We start from the raw sequence: 18,357 nt of genomic DNA on the forward strand, positions 1-18,357 counted from the left end.
TACTTTTTCAGAGACCAGAGGTTTTCATCACTTTTCAGAAGGATTTTTTCATCACTTTCTTCTCATTAACACCACAGCAACAGCTATAATTATTACTATTACGATGGCAATGGCTATTATTGGTGTTAAAGATGATGTTGGAGATGTAGTTGAGGAAGTGCTAGGTATGGTAGAAGTCGTTGTAGTTGATGAGCTGGATGTTGTGCTAGAAGTAGTTGTTGAAGTAGTAGTGCTAGTTGTAGTAGTTGTTGTTGTGCTACTTGTTGTAGTAGTTGTAGAGGTTGTTGGCGGTGTGGTTGTTGTAGTAATAACAGACACTACACTAGTTAGATACAACCCTGGGAAAGTGGCATAAGCTACATAGTAGTTGTTACTAACTTTTATTCCCAGATACTGTACAGTGAGAACAAATTGATTATATTCTGGCTTAACATAAGGTAACTTTGCAATAACATTCACGCTTTGGTTAAGGTAAAGTAAATACACACTGTCATTATAATATCCTATAAACAAAGGTTCAAATGGTGGTTGAAGTAAGAATGGGGGGAAGAATATTAATAAGCCTGCTGTAACGTCATATAATCCCCTAGTAATGTTGTAGGGTGTTATAAATGACTTTACTCCGCTGATAGTGTAAAATGTTAAATTAAATTGACTGTTTAGAGCTTTTTCTTGAATAATATAATTAGGGAAGGGGAAGAATGTACCAGTTAACGAGAATAAGGTTTTACCACTCATTGTTTCAAAATATGTTACTGAATTTTTCCCAACCATATCAAGAGGTTCATTATCAAGAGTAATTAATCCAGCTGGAGTACCGTTAACGGGGATTTTCATCACTGTGACAATTTTTGACGGAATTAATGACATGCTAACAACGTAAGTTTTACCATTACTTACATTATATACATAAAGCACGTTGTTAGCTACAGTAACAACATTTTCAACTTGGGAAACATTAACCAACGACTCTTCAAGGTTTGGCAAGTTTAACATCAGTGTGTACTCATAATATGATGTTGGGGTTACATAAATGAAAACGTATGGAAGAACTTGATTAGCAGAACTTCCTTGGGTCGATGCGTTTGTAATCAATACACCGTTTGGAGTGTAAATTACATTTGGAGTATATCCTTCTGGTTCAATTGGTAAAAGTAAAGTAAAGTTCTTGTTGTAGGTTGAAGTTTCCACTTGAATCTTTTCACCATAAAGAGTAATATAAATGCCTTCGTAGTAGATAAGAAATCCATTTAACTTTTCCTCTGTCACGCTTACTCCATTGTACTTAAAGAGTGTTATGTTACTACTGTTAGTATTTAGGTTAATGTAACCTATTTCAACGTTTAATTCACCGTTAGAAACAAATATGTATGATATAATTGCATAATTTTCTGGTGGAACTTGATAAGTCACGTTAAATATTTGTTGCAAATTTTGATTCACTAAAACATATGTGATCTTGCCAGATGAATTGTATGCATATAGCAAGTAAACTTGGCCGTTATAATATGCTAAAGCTGCTGGTAACGCAAAACTGCTTGTAATTTTTTGGACTGACACACTTCCTAGAGTGTTAGTTGGTATTAAAAACAAGAGGAATAAGAGGAGTAGTAAGACAGAATATTTTTCTTTCATATGAACTATTTGCAATCTTTCATAATATAAAATTAATGTAATAGTGCTAGGACTCGCTAACCTAAGTCTTCAATTAGTTCACGTAAAATTTAATTTTCACTAACTTTTTGTATTGGAAAAGAAATAGGAGTGGAAAGGTTAATTAAAGTTGTAAGTTTAATTTGAGTTGTTACAGTATGAAAACTGCTCGTAAAAGTTTTATTAATCATTCATTTTAAATATTCTTTGTTATGCGATTCACTGAATTTCATTCAGGCTTTTCGAGATCAAGCAATTATTACTTTGTCATTAATGGTAATAAACTAATTCCTTTAGTCAACTTTGCAAAATCTAAAAGTGGATATTATGATTATGTTACTTACGAAGTCGATTTAGATAATGTTCCCGGAGAAACCGTCGAGTTATCAGTTAGTAATAGAGGGCATATCACATTATCTAAGTTTAATTATCCTTTCTCGATATCGAATTCCGTTTTTGTTCCTCTCTCGATTTTAAATAATTTAGATTTTACCTATTTAGATAATGACGAAAAGAGATTTCTTCAGGGTGAATGGAGAGAATATTACTTACCAATGTTAAATTTTATAAGACAACTAAATGAAGCAGTGTTTCCCTCACTTTTGAATAATCAAATTAAATATGCAAACTATCCCTTATCATTCCTACTTTATTACAGTAAAAAAGCTAGAGAAAAATCGTTGGAAAATCTCACTAAACAAATTCATCAAGTTTGGTTAGCTACTTTCATTGCCTCTTATTATCACTATACCAGAAAAGCGTTAATTAGTTTTAACCCAGATTTTACCCAAAGTTCCTATTATGCTATAGCCACTGTTAATTGTCATTCAATAAAATGTGGTATTTGGTATGAATTTGACATGCAACCTCATACTATGTGTAGAGGAGTAAACTGGTGGGGTCATAAGTCTTCACAAGAACTTCAACAATTTCGTACAAGAGTTGAAGAAGTAAAATCTCAATATGGATTAAAAACAGCCCCCATAAGACCAGATATTGTTATTTTGTCTTATGCATCTAACTGTGATGAAATAATGCAGTATGGATTACATGTTGATACTATCATTGAACTCAAAAATTCCGATTTCTGTTTCTGGCAAAACTCAATATATCAACAAATAGTTCCTTATAAACAGATTTTCTCACCAAGGCAACTTATTGTAGCTTCGTTAAAACCAGTACCTAAATCAGTTAAAACAACATTGAGCAATCAAGGAATTACAATTATAGATGAAGTTCATCCGAATGGGGATGGATTAAAACAACTATTACAATTATTACCATAACTTCAGTCTTTACACAAACTACTGTTATAGATTAGAGAAGAATTCAAAGTTTAATGACTTTAGTAAGCGATGAGGGAAACTCATAATTTAACTAGCGCTCACAATTAGTTTTCTGATGTCTTCGTATATTGCTTGAAGTAGAACATAATACGATTATCTTTAACCAGAAAAATTTAAGATTTTTCCTTCAATTCTATTACTTATGTCGAGTGAGTTGTTAGATCGAGTTAAAAACTTGATAAGTATGCTTGATGCAAAGGAGGGAGTATATAAGTTAGTAGCTTATATAACTTTACTTTATCTTTATCATTCGAATTTAAACTACAATAACCGAATTAATTTCATAAGGTTGCTCTCTAATAATTCAGATGCAGCTAAACTAAATGAAAAGATAAACAAAGAACTAGAAAATATACGCCAATATTATAACAGTCTAAGTAATAATAATAAGATTACAGCTAAGCAAAACATAAACATGGAAATTGAAAAAGCAATAAAAAATAAAAGTGATTCACTTAAAGATATTCATTATAAATATATTTCAATAAAATCAGATATAAAATATTTACAAAATCTTGTAACTTTAATTAAATATGTGGATCCTGTGTTTGGGACTGTATTTGAAGCTTATGATAAAGATACACCATATATATTTTTTGATATAAATAACTTCGACAATCTCATAGATTTTTCTAAATCTTCAATACCTAGTTATAAATATAGTAACTTTAATGATCTAGTAAGCTGTTTAGAAAATAAAGGAATTGCAATGCAGATAGAAGAAGACAAGATATTAATCTTTCCCGTGGTAACTAAATTTTCGCAAGTAACAGTCGCTGTAACATCACTACAACAAATTAATTTCCAAAACGTTTATGGTTATACAATTGTTGGAAAAATAGGTGAAGGAGCGACTTCAATAGTTTATAAAGCTGAAAAAGGTGGAAAGTATTATGCAATTAAAATATTTAAACCAACAACGACAGGAGGTACAACAAGGTTAGCAACAAACTATTTCTCAAACGTAGCTACAGAAGCTAGTAACTTAATTACATTATCTGGTAAATCCCCCTATATTGTAAGGATTGAAGGAATCCATATGGATGTGAACTCAATTAAGGACTTAATTAACGGAAGGATCGATCTAAATAATCCACCAGCAATAATAATGGAATTTATGGAAGGAGGAAGTGTATGGGAACTAATGCAAAATACCAATATCACTTATTCCACTTGCTGGCCAGAAATCGTCAAAAAGATAGTAAAACAAGTAGCCTTAGCCTTAGATTATTTACACTCACAAGGATATGTGCATTTAGACGTTAAGCCCCAGAACATCTTTCTGTCAAAGGACCCGGGCAAGACTGGAGCAGATGTTATGAATAACGTTGATGGAATAGTTAAGTTGGGCGATTTAGGTTCAGCTGTAAAAATTGGAGGAAAAATTGATCAAGTCACTCCAGCTTACGCACCACCAGAACAAGTTGAAGCATCAATTTTAGGCAGTGGGGCTGATCCAAAGATGGATATATTTGCTTTAGGTATGTCAACTTACGTTTTATTAACCTTACGCAGTGATAATCCAGCTAGTAACTTTCTAGATAAGGCAATAGAATCATACAATAATGGTAACATCAGAGACGCTTTAGATTTAGTAAATCAAGCTAAACAAGCACTTTTATCATGGAAACCAACATTACCTCAAAATACGCCCTCTGAACTACAACAAGTTATATTGAATGCAATAAAAACGGATCCACAATCAAGGCCAACTGCAAAAGATATTATAAAAATGTTATAAATATCTCATTCAGAAAGGGAAAAATTTAATAAAATATGCACTTCTTTTATTATTATGTCAAACGGTTCATTAACACATTTAGATGATTTAATACAATTACTTTCATCAAGAAACGTTGAGGAGAAACTTGGGGCTTACATTGGATTACTTTACCTTTACCACACAGATTTTTCATCTTATCCTAAAATAGATTTTATCCAATTATTCCCAGCAAGTACAACAACATATTACGTAAACCACAGGGTAAACATTCAATTAATGGGGATTTACATGGACTACAAATTAAACATTATCTTAGGCTATGATATTAAGCCAGACATTAACGCGGTAATTGAACAAGAGATAAATAAGGTAAGCGATTTACTTAAGGACATTCATTACAACTTCATAAGGAGAAGAATAACAAGGAATGATGAAAGAATTATTTCACAACTTAGTAATTATGTTGACCCCACTTTTGGAACAGTTTTTGAATTATATTACCAACCTCTAACCTTTTACAATCCAAATTATGGTTATGTTGATTTTACTAAAATTTTCCCCTTTATGTCTCTAGCTCAGCTAATTAAATACATTATAAGCAAGGGAATTGGAATTCCATTAGAGCGTGAAAGCAGAATATTGATGTTTCCAGTAGTTAGCAAATTTTCTACTGCTAGTGCGACTTTTGGAATTATCACTGCTAGTTTCAGCATATCGTCCCCACAAACAGTTTACGGTTATAAAATCTTAGAAAAAATCGGTGAAGGAGCTACTTCAACAGTTTATAAGGCTGAGAAAAGAGGGAATGTTTACGCTATAAAAATCTTTAAACCCGTAACTTCTGGTGGAACTACAATGATGGCTAAAAGTTACTTTGACAATATAACTGCTGAGGCTGGCAATCTAATCATGCTATCTGAAGGCTCTCCTTACGTTATTAAAATTGAAGGAATTCACGTGGATAGAAGTTCAGTAAGGGATTTAATTAGTGGAAGACTTGATCCAAATAATCCACCAGCAATAATTATGGAGTTCATGGAAGGAGGGAGTGTTGAAACACTTATGTTGAATCCTAACATAACTTATTCCACTTACTGGCCGGGAATTGTTAAAAAGATAATAAGGCAAGTTGCAATGGCTTTAGCATATCTTCACTCAAAGGGTTATGTACATTTAGACGTTAAACCTCAAAACATTTTTCTGTCAAAGAACCCGGGGAAGACTGGAGGAGAAGTTTACACAAACATCGACGGAATAGTTAAGTTGGGTGATTTAGGCTCAGCCGTAAAAGTCGGTGGGAAAATTGATCAAGTTACTCCTTCTTATGCACCGCCAGAACAAGTTGAGGCTGTGATTCTTGGTAAGGGAGCAGATCCTAAAATGGATATTTTTGCTTTAGGAATGACAGCTTATGTAATGTTAACCCTACGTCGTGATAATCCAGCTGGAGATTATTTAGATAAGGCAATTGAGGCTATTAATCAAGGTAAGGTTGGAGAGGCATTGAATTTTCTAAATCAAGCTAAACAAACACTAGCAGTATGGAAACCCGTACTTCCTCAAAACACACCCCTTGATCTACAACAAGCTATTTTCAGAGCCTTAAATCCAGATCCTAAGCTAAGACCAACTGCACAAGAAATTGTTAATACATTACGATATCCATGACATAAAGAAAGATTGTGAGAAAGTAAATATAGCTTGTTATGACTCTGTCAAAATTTTCTTAGCTTTTTCATACATTTCTTTTACAGTTTTAACGTAACCCTCAATGTCTTTCAATTTTCCTTCATGAAAACCCCAAACGTGTAAATAATAAGCTGTTACCCAACCTTTATTTAACCAATCTCCAAGAGTTTTTGACAGTTCATATGCTACGTTACCAAGAGTGTAAGCATACCATTTTCCCTCTTGTTGATACTCAAGAGTGTTAAATTTCTCAGCTAAAGCTTTAACAATCTCCTCAGCAACTTTGTATGCCTTTTCTGAAGCTTGAACAGTATCACCTTTCTTCAAATACTCTTCACATTCATTCAAGTACTTATCAGCTAGCAAAAGTCTAATTTTAATGCTTTCTTTAGGGTCAAGTTTAGATAATGCTGAAATTATAAGATCTTCAACGTTTATACCTTTTTTCCTCGGCCTTTTTAATTAACTCTTCCATAATGGATTTTCATTTCCTATTCTTTTAAACTTAGCTAACAGTGAAGATAAATCAATTTGAACTTTAGTTTAACTATTCTTTAAAACAAAACGAGAGTTTATAAATTAAAAAGATTCAAATACACAGAGTATTACATTTTCTTAACGCACTTTACTAATTTTTTAGCAAAAAGAATTTTATGAAAAGACAGTTAAATTCTCATAGAGACTCTTCAAAACATGCTTTGTGAAGGAAATTCTTAACTCTCTTTACGTTTTGTCGTATACCCTAACTTTATAGCTAATTTTACACCTTGTTTATAACCATATATTCCAAAAATTACTACAGTCAATATGACTAAAAAGAATCCAATACCAAGTGTGTGAAGATTATGCACATATATTGGAGTTACAATGTTATAAGTTAATAATGGCGGGTACAATAGGATTGCAATACCACCAATTATAAATGCTAACCCTCCATATTCAAGAACAGTCTTAGTTATAGTTTTACCTACAATAGCTATTCCTTCCATTGTTAAGTTTTTCATCCTACTTAACCAAGTTCCGAATAATGTACCAAACATTACTTGTGCAGTTAAAGTTCCTAAACCAAATAATGCCCCGGGTAACCAGCCTAAATAAGCATTAGGCATAACTGGTGCTAGGACAGTATAAACTATTAATGCAAATGCTCCAAATCCGAATCCTGCAATAAAACCGTGAATGAAAGCTAATTTAACTGGTACTGGTTTTGTTATATCTTTCTCATTAACATAAGCTGGATTTATTTTATGTTCTAACTCAAGTTTTTGTAATTCACTACCTTTCTCATGTATACCACTAATTTCTCCTAATTTCTTCTCTAAATAATGCCAATGGAAATATCCTCCTTTTTTAGCTATGTAAATTCCAGCCAAAGTCATTGCTAACCCAACAAAAATATACGTTACTCCAAATGCTGTAGTAGTCATAAAAATTCCAGCTAAAGCTAAATATGCTAATTCAGAAAGTATTGATCTTTGTAAAGTAAAACCAGACGAGAAAATTAGCCCAGTTTTAGCACCACCTTTAGCACTAAAAGTACCTACTGAGTAGGAAAAAGTTATTGGCCATGTATGTTCATCTGGTGTAACTCCATGCAAAATTCCCAGTAGATATGCTATAACTAAAGCACTAATTACGTCTACATTTTGTGGATTCCAAAGATTAATAATTAACCAGATAATCACAAGTAATATTAGGGGAACCCTAATATTTAAGTTTTTCTTGCAGTATGTTTATCTATTATAACACGGCAAGACTCTGTCATCTCCTTGATACAAGGACTAAATGTATAAGATAAAAACCATGTACACCAATTTTTCGAGTTTTATTCCAACTAACTATTTATTTTTTCCACCTAATCACAAAGGTTTTCATTTCGGGATTTATAATCTTCAAAACTAAAACATTTTCATTTTGTATAAATTCATGTTTAGTTTTTATTTTGTCAAAATCTAAGAGGTTTTCAGAATAAACCGTAAGTTCGTTTGCTTCTGCCCAAGAAGGTTTCCATGGAAGTTCAACTTTAATTTTAAAATAGTATGTAGGATATGGCACAAACGAACCAACACCATCCTCCCTTTCATTAATAAATTCTTTATACCAAATATAATATCCCCATTTTACTATTTGCCCGGGTAAGAGGGATGGATTGAGAGAATAAGAGATTTTTAGGCTTCCTTTATTGTTAATTTTTTCGCAAGAAATGTTAGGAGTTCCCAGATCGAAAGGATCAAACACTTTTATTTTTCTACATCTAATACTATAGTAACCAGCCTCGGCTAAATAAACAGATTCCATTCCATTTAATTCCCTAACAGTTGAAATAGGAAAAGAGATGTAAGTATAACTTTTGCTTAAGTCATATTTAGGTGAGACTTTAGCTTCTACTTCATGAACTAAATAATAAGCCATTTTCCTTTCCTTTATCTTCTCATAAACAGTCCCTCTTCTAATCTTATCATTTTCAATCTTAACAGTACCATTAGGTTCCATAGCTTCTTTAATCAAGTTGATAATTTTTTGAAGAGATTTTCCTTTGAACTTTTCCTTTACTTCTTCAATGCTAATTTCCTCATTCTCGTATAACCTATATAAAATGTAAGCAATGATCTTCCAATCAGAAGTATTTGAGATTATATCCATATTTTGAATATTATGTGTAAGCATAAAAGCGTTACTATTAATGTTTAAATTGTTTTAAAGAATAAATGATAATGAATTTTTATACGTACAATTAAAAAATAATAATGATCCTACAAGTAAATACATAACTTTCTGTCATAATGTGATAATTGAAAAAGTGTATTCTAAATGAAAATAATACCTTGATATGATAGAAATGAAGCGTGAGAATTTTATTTTTAAAGTTCTTAACGCGTAGAGTTAAGTCACGTAAGTTAGTAGTTGAAGGAAAAATACAAGGTTAGTTCTTGCAAGTTCTGCTTTGGACGGTTCTCAAACCAGAGTTTACATCGTGAAGTGAATGCCATGGTTAGCAAGTATTGAAGATTTTTCTGAGGTAAACAATACTTCCTCAATGGTGATTTTAAAAGAACTTATTAAAGTATTTGGAGAATATTATAGTTGAGACAGTCTTTAAGGCAATTCACGTAAAGGCCAGATGGGGTTTTCAAGATAAAAATATCAAAGACGAGATTTCAAAACTAGATTAGGAGATAAAAAGATTTAATCTGACATGAGATATTAAGTTTGTGGAAGAGGTTATTAAAAAAGCAGAAGAAAAGGGTATAGATGTTATTGACGTTTTGTTGAGAGAGTTACAAAAGGAAGACCCCGAAGAAAGTTTGAAATTAAGAATTCACTTGGCTGATAAATTTTTATCAGAAGCAAAATCCTATTTAGAAAAGAATGACATTGTTCAAGCGAGTGAAAAGGGATATAATGCTGGAGAAGAAATAGTTAAGGCACTATCTGAAAAATACAAAACGAGGGAATACGAGCAGTATACGAAGGAAGGGAGATGGTATACATATTCCCTTTTCTCCTCAGCAATTAGTTTATCAAAAGTATTAGGTGATTGGGTTTTAGATGGATGGAGAAATGCTTATGATCTTCATGTTTGGGGATTTCATGAGGGAAAACTTGATGTTGAAAAGGTAAAATATCTATTAGGAAAAGTTGAGGAGTTTGTGAATAAAGTAAAGAGTGTGTTAAAAGTTGAAGGATTAAGTAAATGAACAATCTTTATCGTACAGCTGAAGATAAAAATTCAATATCTTATGATATTATTCAGTAAAGTAACAAGATTTTTGTGAGAAAGAAAGAAAATACATAATGTGTACGATTTGTTTTCTCATTTATCTATGGGCAAGAAGTTAAAAAAAAATCACTTCCTTCTTACAAAAACTACTGCTACTCCTATCAAAGCTACTACTATTACGATTATTCCGACAAAGGTTAAACTTATTGAAGTTTCTAGGCTTTCGTTTATTGGTTGGTTAACTGTAATGCTTCCACCCAGTGGTATATTCTCTGTACCTACGAAGCTTCCAGTTTCGTAAAATGGTAGGTTAACATTTAGCGTTATTGTAGTTCCAGCATCTACCCATTCGCTTGAGGTTGTAATTCCGTTTATTGTTACTGGGTAAGATGAGGATATAGTAACTAAGTATTGTTTGACGGTGACGATTTTGACAGTAGTTGGTGAGTTTACATTAAATGTTTGTGGAGTAATTGAGGTAATTACAAACCTTGTATTTGGAGACTGATAATATGTGATATTTTCCACTTTTATTGAAGTATTTGCATTATACCAACCAGAAGTTAAAGATTCGTTTTTGCCATTTATTAATGCATAAAGTGGAACTGAGGAAGAAACGTTGATAAAGTACTGAGGAACTGCTGTAATAGTTACTGTAATTGGATTATTAACTGTAAACGTTTGTAATGAAATTCCAGTTATTACAAATCTTTCATTTGACGTTTTATAATACGTTATGTTTTCCACTCTTACAGAGGTACCAGCGTTATACCATCCAGAGGTTAAACTTTTGTTCATTCCGTTAATTATTGCGTAAACTGGTATTGGTGAATTCACGTTGATAAAGTATTGATTAATTCCAGAAACATTTACTGTTAATGGGCTATTCACAGTAATTGTAGTTTGGGGATAAATTGAGGTTATTACAAATCTATGATTAGATGAGTAGTAGTAAGTGAGATTTTCAATTTGTATTTCTGTACCCTGTGGGTAATAGCCAGAAGTTAGAGTTGTGTTTTTGCCATTCACTAGCGCATAAACAGGTGCTAATGAGTTTACGTTGACTTTGTAATACCATGTATATGACGGAGTAATCTTGTATATAGTAGGTAAGTAATCGCTTGGATAAATTACATAACTACTTTGTGACGTAAGTAATGCAAAGGCCGAAGAATTAGCCGTATAGTTTGTAGTGAACTGAACTGTAATTGGTTCATTAATATACATTGCTATAGATTTATTTGTGATAAGAGTTCCATTTATGTAAAATGGTACTGGAGATGAGATTTCAACATATGTTAAACTTGGTGGAATGAAGTTAACAGGAAATGTGGCATTGTTGAAAGTACCAGTAGTAACAATGATTAAGCCATTATAATATATTACATGTAAATTATCAGCTCCCTCCGCCGTATCATAACCATAAGTTGACACATCTGGAACACTAACCCATTGACCGTTTTGTAAATAGTATAACGCTAATGCTGATTGCATTTCCTGGAAATATGTTTGTTCTCCATTAGCAAATCCTCCCCAGATTAATTCAAAATCATCATAAAGATAACCAAGTGGTCTGTAAGAGTTTACAACAAAACTAGCATTGATGACGTTACTCACTGGTATGAACACAGTATCATAAATTATAAGATGTGGAGGAATTTGCTTCACTCCATTAAGAAGACTGATATAGCCAACACTAACATACACTCCGTTACTTGTATAGCTCTCATTCATCCACAGATAGAATGAAAGTGGAAGTGAGTAGAAACTTAATGGAGTTGTATAAACATATATAGTATTATTGTATACGTATCCATGCCCGTAAGCTGTTAGAGTAGCGTTGTATGTTGTAATGTTGAACATGTTAATTCCAAACGCATACTGACTACTATTTGTAATAAAGCATGCAAAATTCTGTACCCAGAAGTAGTAAGTTTGTGTAGGAGTTTGTACTTGTAACACAGCATTTAGCTGTAAAGATACTCCGTAAGGCTGTTGTGTAAACGAACTGTTATAGGCTAGTAAGCTCTTAATGTATGCGAAACCTAGGAGAGCATTAGTTGAGATATTTGGATGATATACTCCAATTCCAGTTGGTATACCTGAAAAAGATATTGCTGAAATTATTACAGGAGATAATAAGAGTAATAGGATTAACCATTTCATAGGAAGAGGAGTCAAGATACTCTTTAAAAACCTTACTTTTCCTGTTAGTGTTGAAGTTTTAATTGAGTCTATTCTCTAAAACTAAACCTTATTCACGATAAATAGACGTCAGAGCAAAAACTTCATATTGATATTTTCGTAACTATATTCCCAGAATCTTTGTTAAAAACAAGCTCTTTGTTCTTAGAGTTAAACGTTAAAATGATTTATTTTCTAGACTGAAATGAAAATAGTTAGAAAAGTTTATAAATACTACACGATTTTTAGTTCAATCTCTATAATGAGACTCTACAGATTTAGTAAACTATCATTAGTTTCTTTAAATCGATAGAAGTATTATACCTTCGTAATATTTCTCAATAAAACTGTTTAACTTTTTTGCAAATAAAATGAGGCTTATTAAATTCGTAGATAAAAGAGAAATTAAAGTCTAGCTAAAGAGTAAGACTTGAGATAGTGTGATGCTATTTAGTGTAGTAACTAAGGTGCAAACTAAAGACGTTTTATAATCTCTTTATGAAGACAAAATGAAAGTCTATCATTCTAGCTAAAAGAAAAAAGGCTAACTTATAGGAGCAATCTATGTCTAACTAATGTCACTATACTTATCACAAATATCTCTTTATAATAATTATTGCCAGTATTGGTAAGAGTATTATACTAGCTAAGATAAATAATGGCTGTTGTTGAGAGTCTGATGAGATTCCTACTGTTACGTTATACGACTGTACAAGAAATCCGTATTGAGATAATGGAATTAATGTTAATCCTACTTCCCATTCTTTGACTGGTGAATAAAGCGAGATCTCGATTACTGAATTCATTGATATCGGTTTACTTGTAGATAGCTTAACTTTGATTTTGTTCATTCCAGGATATAAAGTTACAGGTGTTGCAATATGAGTATTACCATAATTAATTACTAAAACTAGGTAGAATGTGTTGTTGTTTTCATTGTTTATTTCAAGCTTAAGATTACCTCCATCTAATTTTGCTTCTTCTAATTTAATTAGGGAAAATTGATGTTTAATTATTGATACTATTGTTGAAGTATAGAGGAGAGCCTGTTCTTTAAACCATATTGGACCATTAGCAGGTGGTCCAGTTTGCCATGTCCAATCGCTACCTTCAGCAACATATAAGTAATTCCATAAAGTGTCTAGTAAATTAGTTGAGTTAGGAGTTTTGTCAAATGGTAAGTATACTACTGGAGAGATGTTTGCTCCTAATGCAATTGTATAAGCAATTAAGTATTCTCTAGCAACAGACAAGTTTTGCCATATCTCAATTTTTCCGGGATAACCATTATTCCAGTAATCTAGATTTAAATCCCACGAACTTACTGGTAAGTTAGTAATTACTGCAGTTGGTTTATGTGTTAATAGTGCTTGGCTTGCTGTTTGTGTTATAAGCCATTGGCCTTGATATTCTGATAGGGTTTTATATATTGCATAAAGGTCTTCGGGACCAGTAGTTGGGTTGAAAATAAGTGGATTTTCTCCATCTAAAGCTACTGTAACTATTCCTCCAGGATTATACATGTAAATTTCAGCCAATTGTTGTATTAATTCTCTTGCAGTTAACTGGGGGGATTGACTAAATAATAAGAAACCAAATTCATTTGATAATGTAGTGTTTCTAAATAATACGAGAATTGTTTGCCCTAAGTTATTTTCAACAATGAAAGGTTCGTCTGGATTTATTGTGCCCTTTACTAATGTTGCATAAGGTAAGAATGCTTGTTCATCAAGAATTGTGAATGATATATTGGATTCGTTATAAATTCCAACAAGTCCCATACAAAATGCCATTTCTGGAGTCCAAGTTCCATTAGCTTTAACTCCAAATACTTGGTAAGTCATGTTTTCTCCCATAAGTACTTGGGAAACAACATCACTCCAATATCCGTCACTTAATAAAAGAGGCTGTAATGGATGGTAAAATGGTACTGTTAATACTTCTACTTTTCCTTCTTCAACTAATTTCTTATATAGATTTAAAGTAAAGTTTACAGCCTCAACATCATGAGTAACGTTTAATCCAAAGTTTGATGTAAATGTGTAATTCTTTTCATGTAAAATAGTTTCCCATTGATAGAGTAAGACTGGTGTAAAGTCTATTGTTACACTCACATTAAACTCATTTATAAAGAGTGCTTGTAACTCGTAAGCTCCTACAAGGCTTCCATTCCAGACAAAATCTTGGCCAGTATGTAAAAATACCCATGGCTGTTCCCAAGTTCCGTTAGGTGCAATATAAAGTGGCTGATGCATATTCCACACAATTACTAAACTTAATGGTTTCTTACCAGTTACGTTTAAGATGTAAAGTGCTGGTAATGTAACTTCTCTTTGTAATGAACTATTTACATAAATAAAAAGAACTGGATAGTAAATTCCTTGAGGAATATTCTGTGTGTTTAACGTTAAGTTTACCTCATTATAACCAGGGGATAAGGTTTCTTGATAATTGTAGTTTACTCCTTGAATGGAAAGTGAGAAAGTTGAACTTACAGTTTGCCCATAAAGGTTATTTATAAGGATTGAAATGATTGCATTCTGCCCTTCTACATAAACATACTTGTTATAAGTTGCGTTAAGAAATATTATTGGCGAATATACATCTTGTATTGCAAAGTTTGTTCCAGATACGTTATGAATCCATTGATTTAAGGTTAAATCGTGATAAACCCATTGTACCCATTGTCCCGGTTTAAATGGTCCAATCATAATAGTATAGTTTCCCCAGAGAGGGTTATAGCTCATTAATTCATCTGTTATGTTACTCCATGGTAAACCGGTTTGTGGTCCAGTTGTTAAACCGTAATGAATGTCTATTTCGTCTGGAGCTCTACCAATCATTGTTATTAGTATACTTCCGTTTTGAAGTACTGTAGCATAAGTATACCCAACATTAGGTGGATTAACTTCTAAATTCCAATTCCAAAATGGATGATTTTGGTAATTTATCCATTGTCCAGTTGTATTATCATAAAATACCCAAGCGATCCACGTTCCATTCTTAAAAGGTCCTATAGTTGCTGAAAAATTTTCTCCGTTCCAGACCATTTCTTTATTAAAAATTTCAATCCATGCTTGTTGTGGTCCATTTTCTATACCATAATGCAATGTAATTGTATTATTTTCTGGTAATCCAGCTAAAAATATTGTTACTAAACCATTACTTGTTACTGTGAAATTAACGTTTATTTGAGATTGAGCTTTTAACAAAGGAAATGATAGCAATATTTGTAGAAGTAATAATATCATGACGAAATAGGAAATTTTTCTTATCATAACAGTTTCTATTTCTTATGGTATTAAAGTATTTTTCACTTTCACATCATATTTAAACAAGTCCCTTCTATGAGATTTAAAAATTTGCAATATTTTTAGCTGAATATAAAAACTTACTTTAAATTTTTGGAAAAGTAATGTTAAGTATTAGTTTAGATACTTTTTTTAAGAGAGAAATGTAAGGTTAATATATGATTTTACATTACGAAATGTTTCATTTTTGTATGCTTAAAAGTTTTTAAGAAGTAGATTACTCTCTTATTTTGTATACTTTAAATTTTTATATTTGAGGATTGACAAATAATGTAGAAAGGTGTTTTTAAAATGAACTCAAAAAATAAAAAAGAGAAAAGAGCTCTTTCTAAAATTGCTATTGGCATAATTGCTATCGTTATAATAATAGTTGCAATAGCCGCTGTATACTTTTTAACAAGCCATCCTTCAAAAACTACAGTAACAACAACTGTTCCTTCTACTATTACAACAACTACTACTTCAGTTCCACTAAACACTTCTAATCCACAAGATTTAATGGAATTAGTTGGATTAACCTCACCACCTTCAACACCAGTAACAATTACTGTATGGGATAGTTACAGTACTTCAGAAAATCAAGCTTTCAATCAAACTTTAGCTCAATTCGAAAAAGAATTCCCATGGATACATGTTGAGGTAACATATGGTGTTGGTGTAGGAACCTCACAGTTCGAAACTGCTGCTAAAGCTGATCAAGCTCCTATTGTTTATAGAGATACAAGTGATTCTGGTGGAGCATTATTTGCTTCTGGATTAGTTTTAAACTTATCTCAATATTTACCGCCAAGCATTACATCATTATATCTACCAACAGCAATCCATGATTGGGAGTTAAATGGTTCATTATATGGTTTACCAGATGATATAAACTATATAGTTATGTTTTACAACAAGAAGTTTGTTCCATATCCACCAAATACAACTCAACAATTAATACAAATTGCTGAACAAGTAAACTCTACTTATCACATTTGGGGAATAGCTTACGGTGCAAGTGATGAGTATGGTTATAGATTTGCAGCCTGGTTTGCTGGATATGATGGACAAATATTTACAACTATGAATGGTCAAGTTTATCCAGATCTAAATACTACTGCAATGGTTGAAGCTTTGCAATTCTGGTATAATTTAACTTATGTATATAAGGTGAATTATTTAGCCCCATCTACTGGTGCGGGAGGAGTTGAAGGGCAATTATTCATTGCAAATAAGACGGCGATAATATTTGATGGACCTTGGGATTTAGATGCGTATTTACAAGCTTTAGGACCTAACTTAGGAGCTGCACCATTACCAGTTGTTAGTCAAACTGGTTTAAGAGCAGAACCGTTCATTGGATCTACTGGTTGGTTAATTGCTTCTCCACAAGCTAGTGGTGCTTCACCTTTGCAAATTAAAGCTGCATTAATCTTCATTCTCTATGTTACCAATTATCAATCTGACTTGAGGTTATGGAATATTGCCCATGATATACCAGCAAATGCTCAAGCATACAATACAGCAATTGCTGAATTAAATGCTGGTGAATTAAAGCCTTCGTACTTAAACTCTATCATGAAAGGTATTTTAGAGCAAGCTAAATATGGTCAAAAGTTCCCCAATATTCCTCAAATGGCATATTATTGGAACTCATTCCATGAGTATGCTAGCGAGTTCTTTGCAGGCAAAATCTCTGCTCAACAAGCAGCACAAGGAATGGAGCAAGCATTTGTACAAGCTTTAGTTCAAAACGGGTTACTTAGTAGCATAAACTTACCTCCACCACCATTACCAACATTATCAACTTATGTTTTAATTTTAAGTGCTATTCTATCTCCACTTGTTATAGATAGGAGGTGGAAAATTTGAGAAAAGACAAGCTTTTTTCTTTCTTTTATATTTTACCAATTCTTGTTGTAACAGTTATTCTATTCGTGTTTCCTCTAGTTTATTCAGTTTACATTTCATTTACAAACTTAAGTTTATTTCACTTCTTCAAGTACAGTTTTATAGGCATTGAAAATTACATTCTCATCTTCAAATACGGATATTTTAACACTTTGCTAATTAACACACTAATCTGGACTTTGGGGAGCTTAATTACTATGATGGCTTTAGGATTCTTCTTAGCTTTAATACTTAATCAAAGAGACTTAAAGGGAAAGTCAATATTTTACGCAATATTAATTTTGCCATGGGCTTTTCCTGGATTTATCTCATTACTTATATGGCAAGGATTATGGGTTGACCCTTATGGAATGATGAATAGATTAATACTTCCCCTTTTACATTTGCCTCCAGTTAACTCTCTTACTTCAACAAAGGATGCTTGGATTGAATTAATAGTTACTAACGATTGGTTATCATTTCCTTATTTTATGACAGTATTTTATTCAGCTTTACAAAGCATTCCAAGAGAATTATATGAGATTGCTGAGCTTGATGGAGCTAGTACTTTTCAAAAATTCTTCAGAATAACTTTACCATCGCTTAAAAGAACTATTGCCTTTGTGTTTATAACTAGCTTTGTATTTACATGGAACAATTTCTATCCAATTTTCGTTTTAACTGGTGGAGGGCCGGGAATTTCTACTGAAACTTTCATAGTTTATGCTTATGAAGAGGCATTTGATTACAATAATTTTGCCTTAGCAGCAGCTTGGTCAAACATTTCAACACTTATAATCATCATTTTAGCTATAATTGTAATTAAGTATACTCATATTTTAGATAATATAGCTGGGTGAG

The 18,357-nt window shown here is 32.2% G+C and carries 11 protein-coding genes and 1 pseudogene; 6 read left to right on the forward strand and 6 right to left on the reverse strand.

The genetic code is table 11. The features are described 5' to 3' along the window. Positions 1-51 precede the first annotated feature (51 nt). Positions 52-1,635 (reverse strand): hypothetical protein, encoded by a 1,584-nt coding sequence (locus ACAM25_RS13590; protein WP_369610233.1) that lies wholly within the window; start codon positions 1,633-1,635, stop codon positions 52-54. A gap of 230 nt (positions 1,636-1,865) precedes the next feature. On the opposite strand from ACAM25_RS13590, the gene ACAM25_RS13595 reads away from it, so the two are divergent. The 3 genes from ACAM25_RS13595 (at position 1,866) to ACAM25_RS13605 (ending at position 6,390) form a co-directional block, all read left to right on the forward strand. Beyond that, on the forward strand, positions 1,866-2,939 hold the full coding sequence (locus ACAM25_RS13595; RefSeq protein WP_369610234.1) for a hypothetical protein: 1,074 nt from the start codon (positions 1,866-1,868) through the stop codon (positions 2,937-2,939). Between the two features lie 202 nt (positions 2,940-3,141). Then, entirely contained in the window at positions 3,142-4,740 is a 1,599-nt protein-coding gene (locus ACAM25_RS13600) for a serine/threonine-protein kinase (RefSeq protein ID WP_369610235.1), read from the forward strand. Between the two features lie 54 nt (positions 4,741-4,794). Continuing rightward, complete coding sequence (locus tag ACAM25_RS13605; protein ID WP_369610236.1) at positions 4,795-6,390, forward strand: serine/threonine-protein kinase; 1,596 nt, start codon at positions 4,795-4,797, stop codon at positions 6,388-6,390. A gap of 36 nt (positions 6,391-6,426) precedes the next feature. On the opposite strand, the pseudogene ACAM25_RS13610 reads toward ACAM25_RS13605, so the two are convergent. The 3 genes and pseudogenes from ACAM25_RS13610 to ACAM25_RS13620 all read right to left on the reverse strand — a co-directional run bounded on the left by ACAM25_RS13610 (position 6,427) and on the right by ACAM25_RS13620 (position 9,054). Continuing rightward, a pseudogene (locus ACAM25_RS13610) lies at positions 6,427-6,886 on the reverse strand (PaREP1 family protein). 238 nt (positions 6,887-7,124) lie between these two features. Continuing rightward, entirely contained in the window at positions 7,125-8,096 is a 972-nt protein-coding gene (locus tag ACAM25_RS13615) for a hypothetical protein (RefSeq protein WP_369610237.1), read from the reverse strand. A 157-nt stretch (positions 8,097-8,253) separates the two neighbouring features. Beyond that, positions 8,254-9,054, reverse strand: a complete 801-nt coding sequence (locus tag ACAM25_RS13620; protein ID WP_369610238.1) for a hypothetical protein — start codon at positions 9,052-9,054, stop codon at positions 8,254-8,256. A gap of 569 nt (positions 9,055-9,623) precedes the next feature. Between ACAM25_RS13620 and ACAM25_RS13625 the strand changes: the two genes are divergently transcribed. Then, positions 9,624-10,109: a PaREP1 family protein gene (locus ACAM25_RS13625; RefSeq protein ID WP_369610239.1), complete on the forward strand. Its 486-nt coding sequence runs from the start codon at positions 9,624-9,626 to the stop codon at positions 10,107-10,109. Positions 10,110-10,258: 149 nt separating this feature from the next. Here ACAM25_RS13625 and ACAM25_RS13630 read toward each other — a convergent pair whose 3' ends face one another. Together ACAM25_RS13630 and ACAM25_RS13635 are read right to left on the reverse strand one after the other, a co-directional pair. Then, positions 10,259-12,298 (reverse strand): thermopsin family protease, encoded by a 2,040-nt coding sequence (locus ACAM25_RS13630; protein ID WP_369610240.1) that lies wholly within the window; start codon positions 12,296-12,298, stop codon positions 10,259-10,261. Between the two features lie 608 nt (positions 12,299-12,906). After that, a complete protein-coding gene (locus tag ACAM25_RS13635) occupies positions 12,907-15,594 on the reverse strand; it encodes a glycoside hydrolase family 57 protein (RefSeq protein ID WP_369610241.1) in 2,688 nt (895 codons plus the stop codon). A 324-nt stretch (positions 15,595-15,918) separates the two neighbouring features. Between ACAM25_RS13635 and ACAM25_RS13640 the strand changes: the two genes are divergently transcribed. Next, on the forward strand, positions 15,919-17,478 hold the full coding sequence (locus ACAM25_RS13640) for an extracellular solute-binding protein (RefSeq protein WP_369610242.1): 1,560 nt from the start codon (positions 15,919-15,921) through the stop codon (positions 17,476-17,478). Beyond that, positions 17,475-18,356, forward strand: coding sequence for a carbohydrate ABC transporter permease (locus tag ACAM25_RS13645; RefSeq protein ID WP_369610243.1), 882 nt, complete (start codon positions 17,475-17,477; stop codon positions 18,354-18,356). The genes ACAM25_RS13640 and ACAM25_RS13645 overlap by 4 nt, the downstream gene beginning before the upstream one ends. Position 18,357 lies beyond the last annotated feature (1 nt).

The organism is Sulfurisphaera javensis, from assembly GCF_041154675.1.
Classification (GTDB): Archaea; Thermoproteota; Thermoprotei_A; order Sulfolobales; family Sulfolobaceae; genus Sulfurisphaera; species Sulfurisphaera javensis.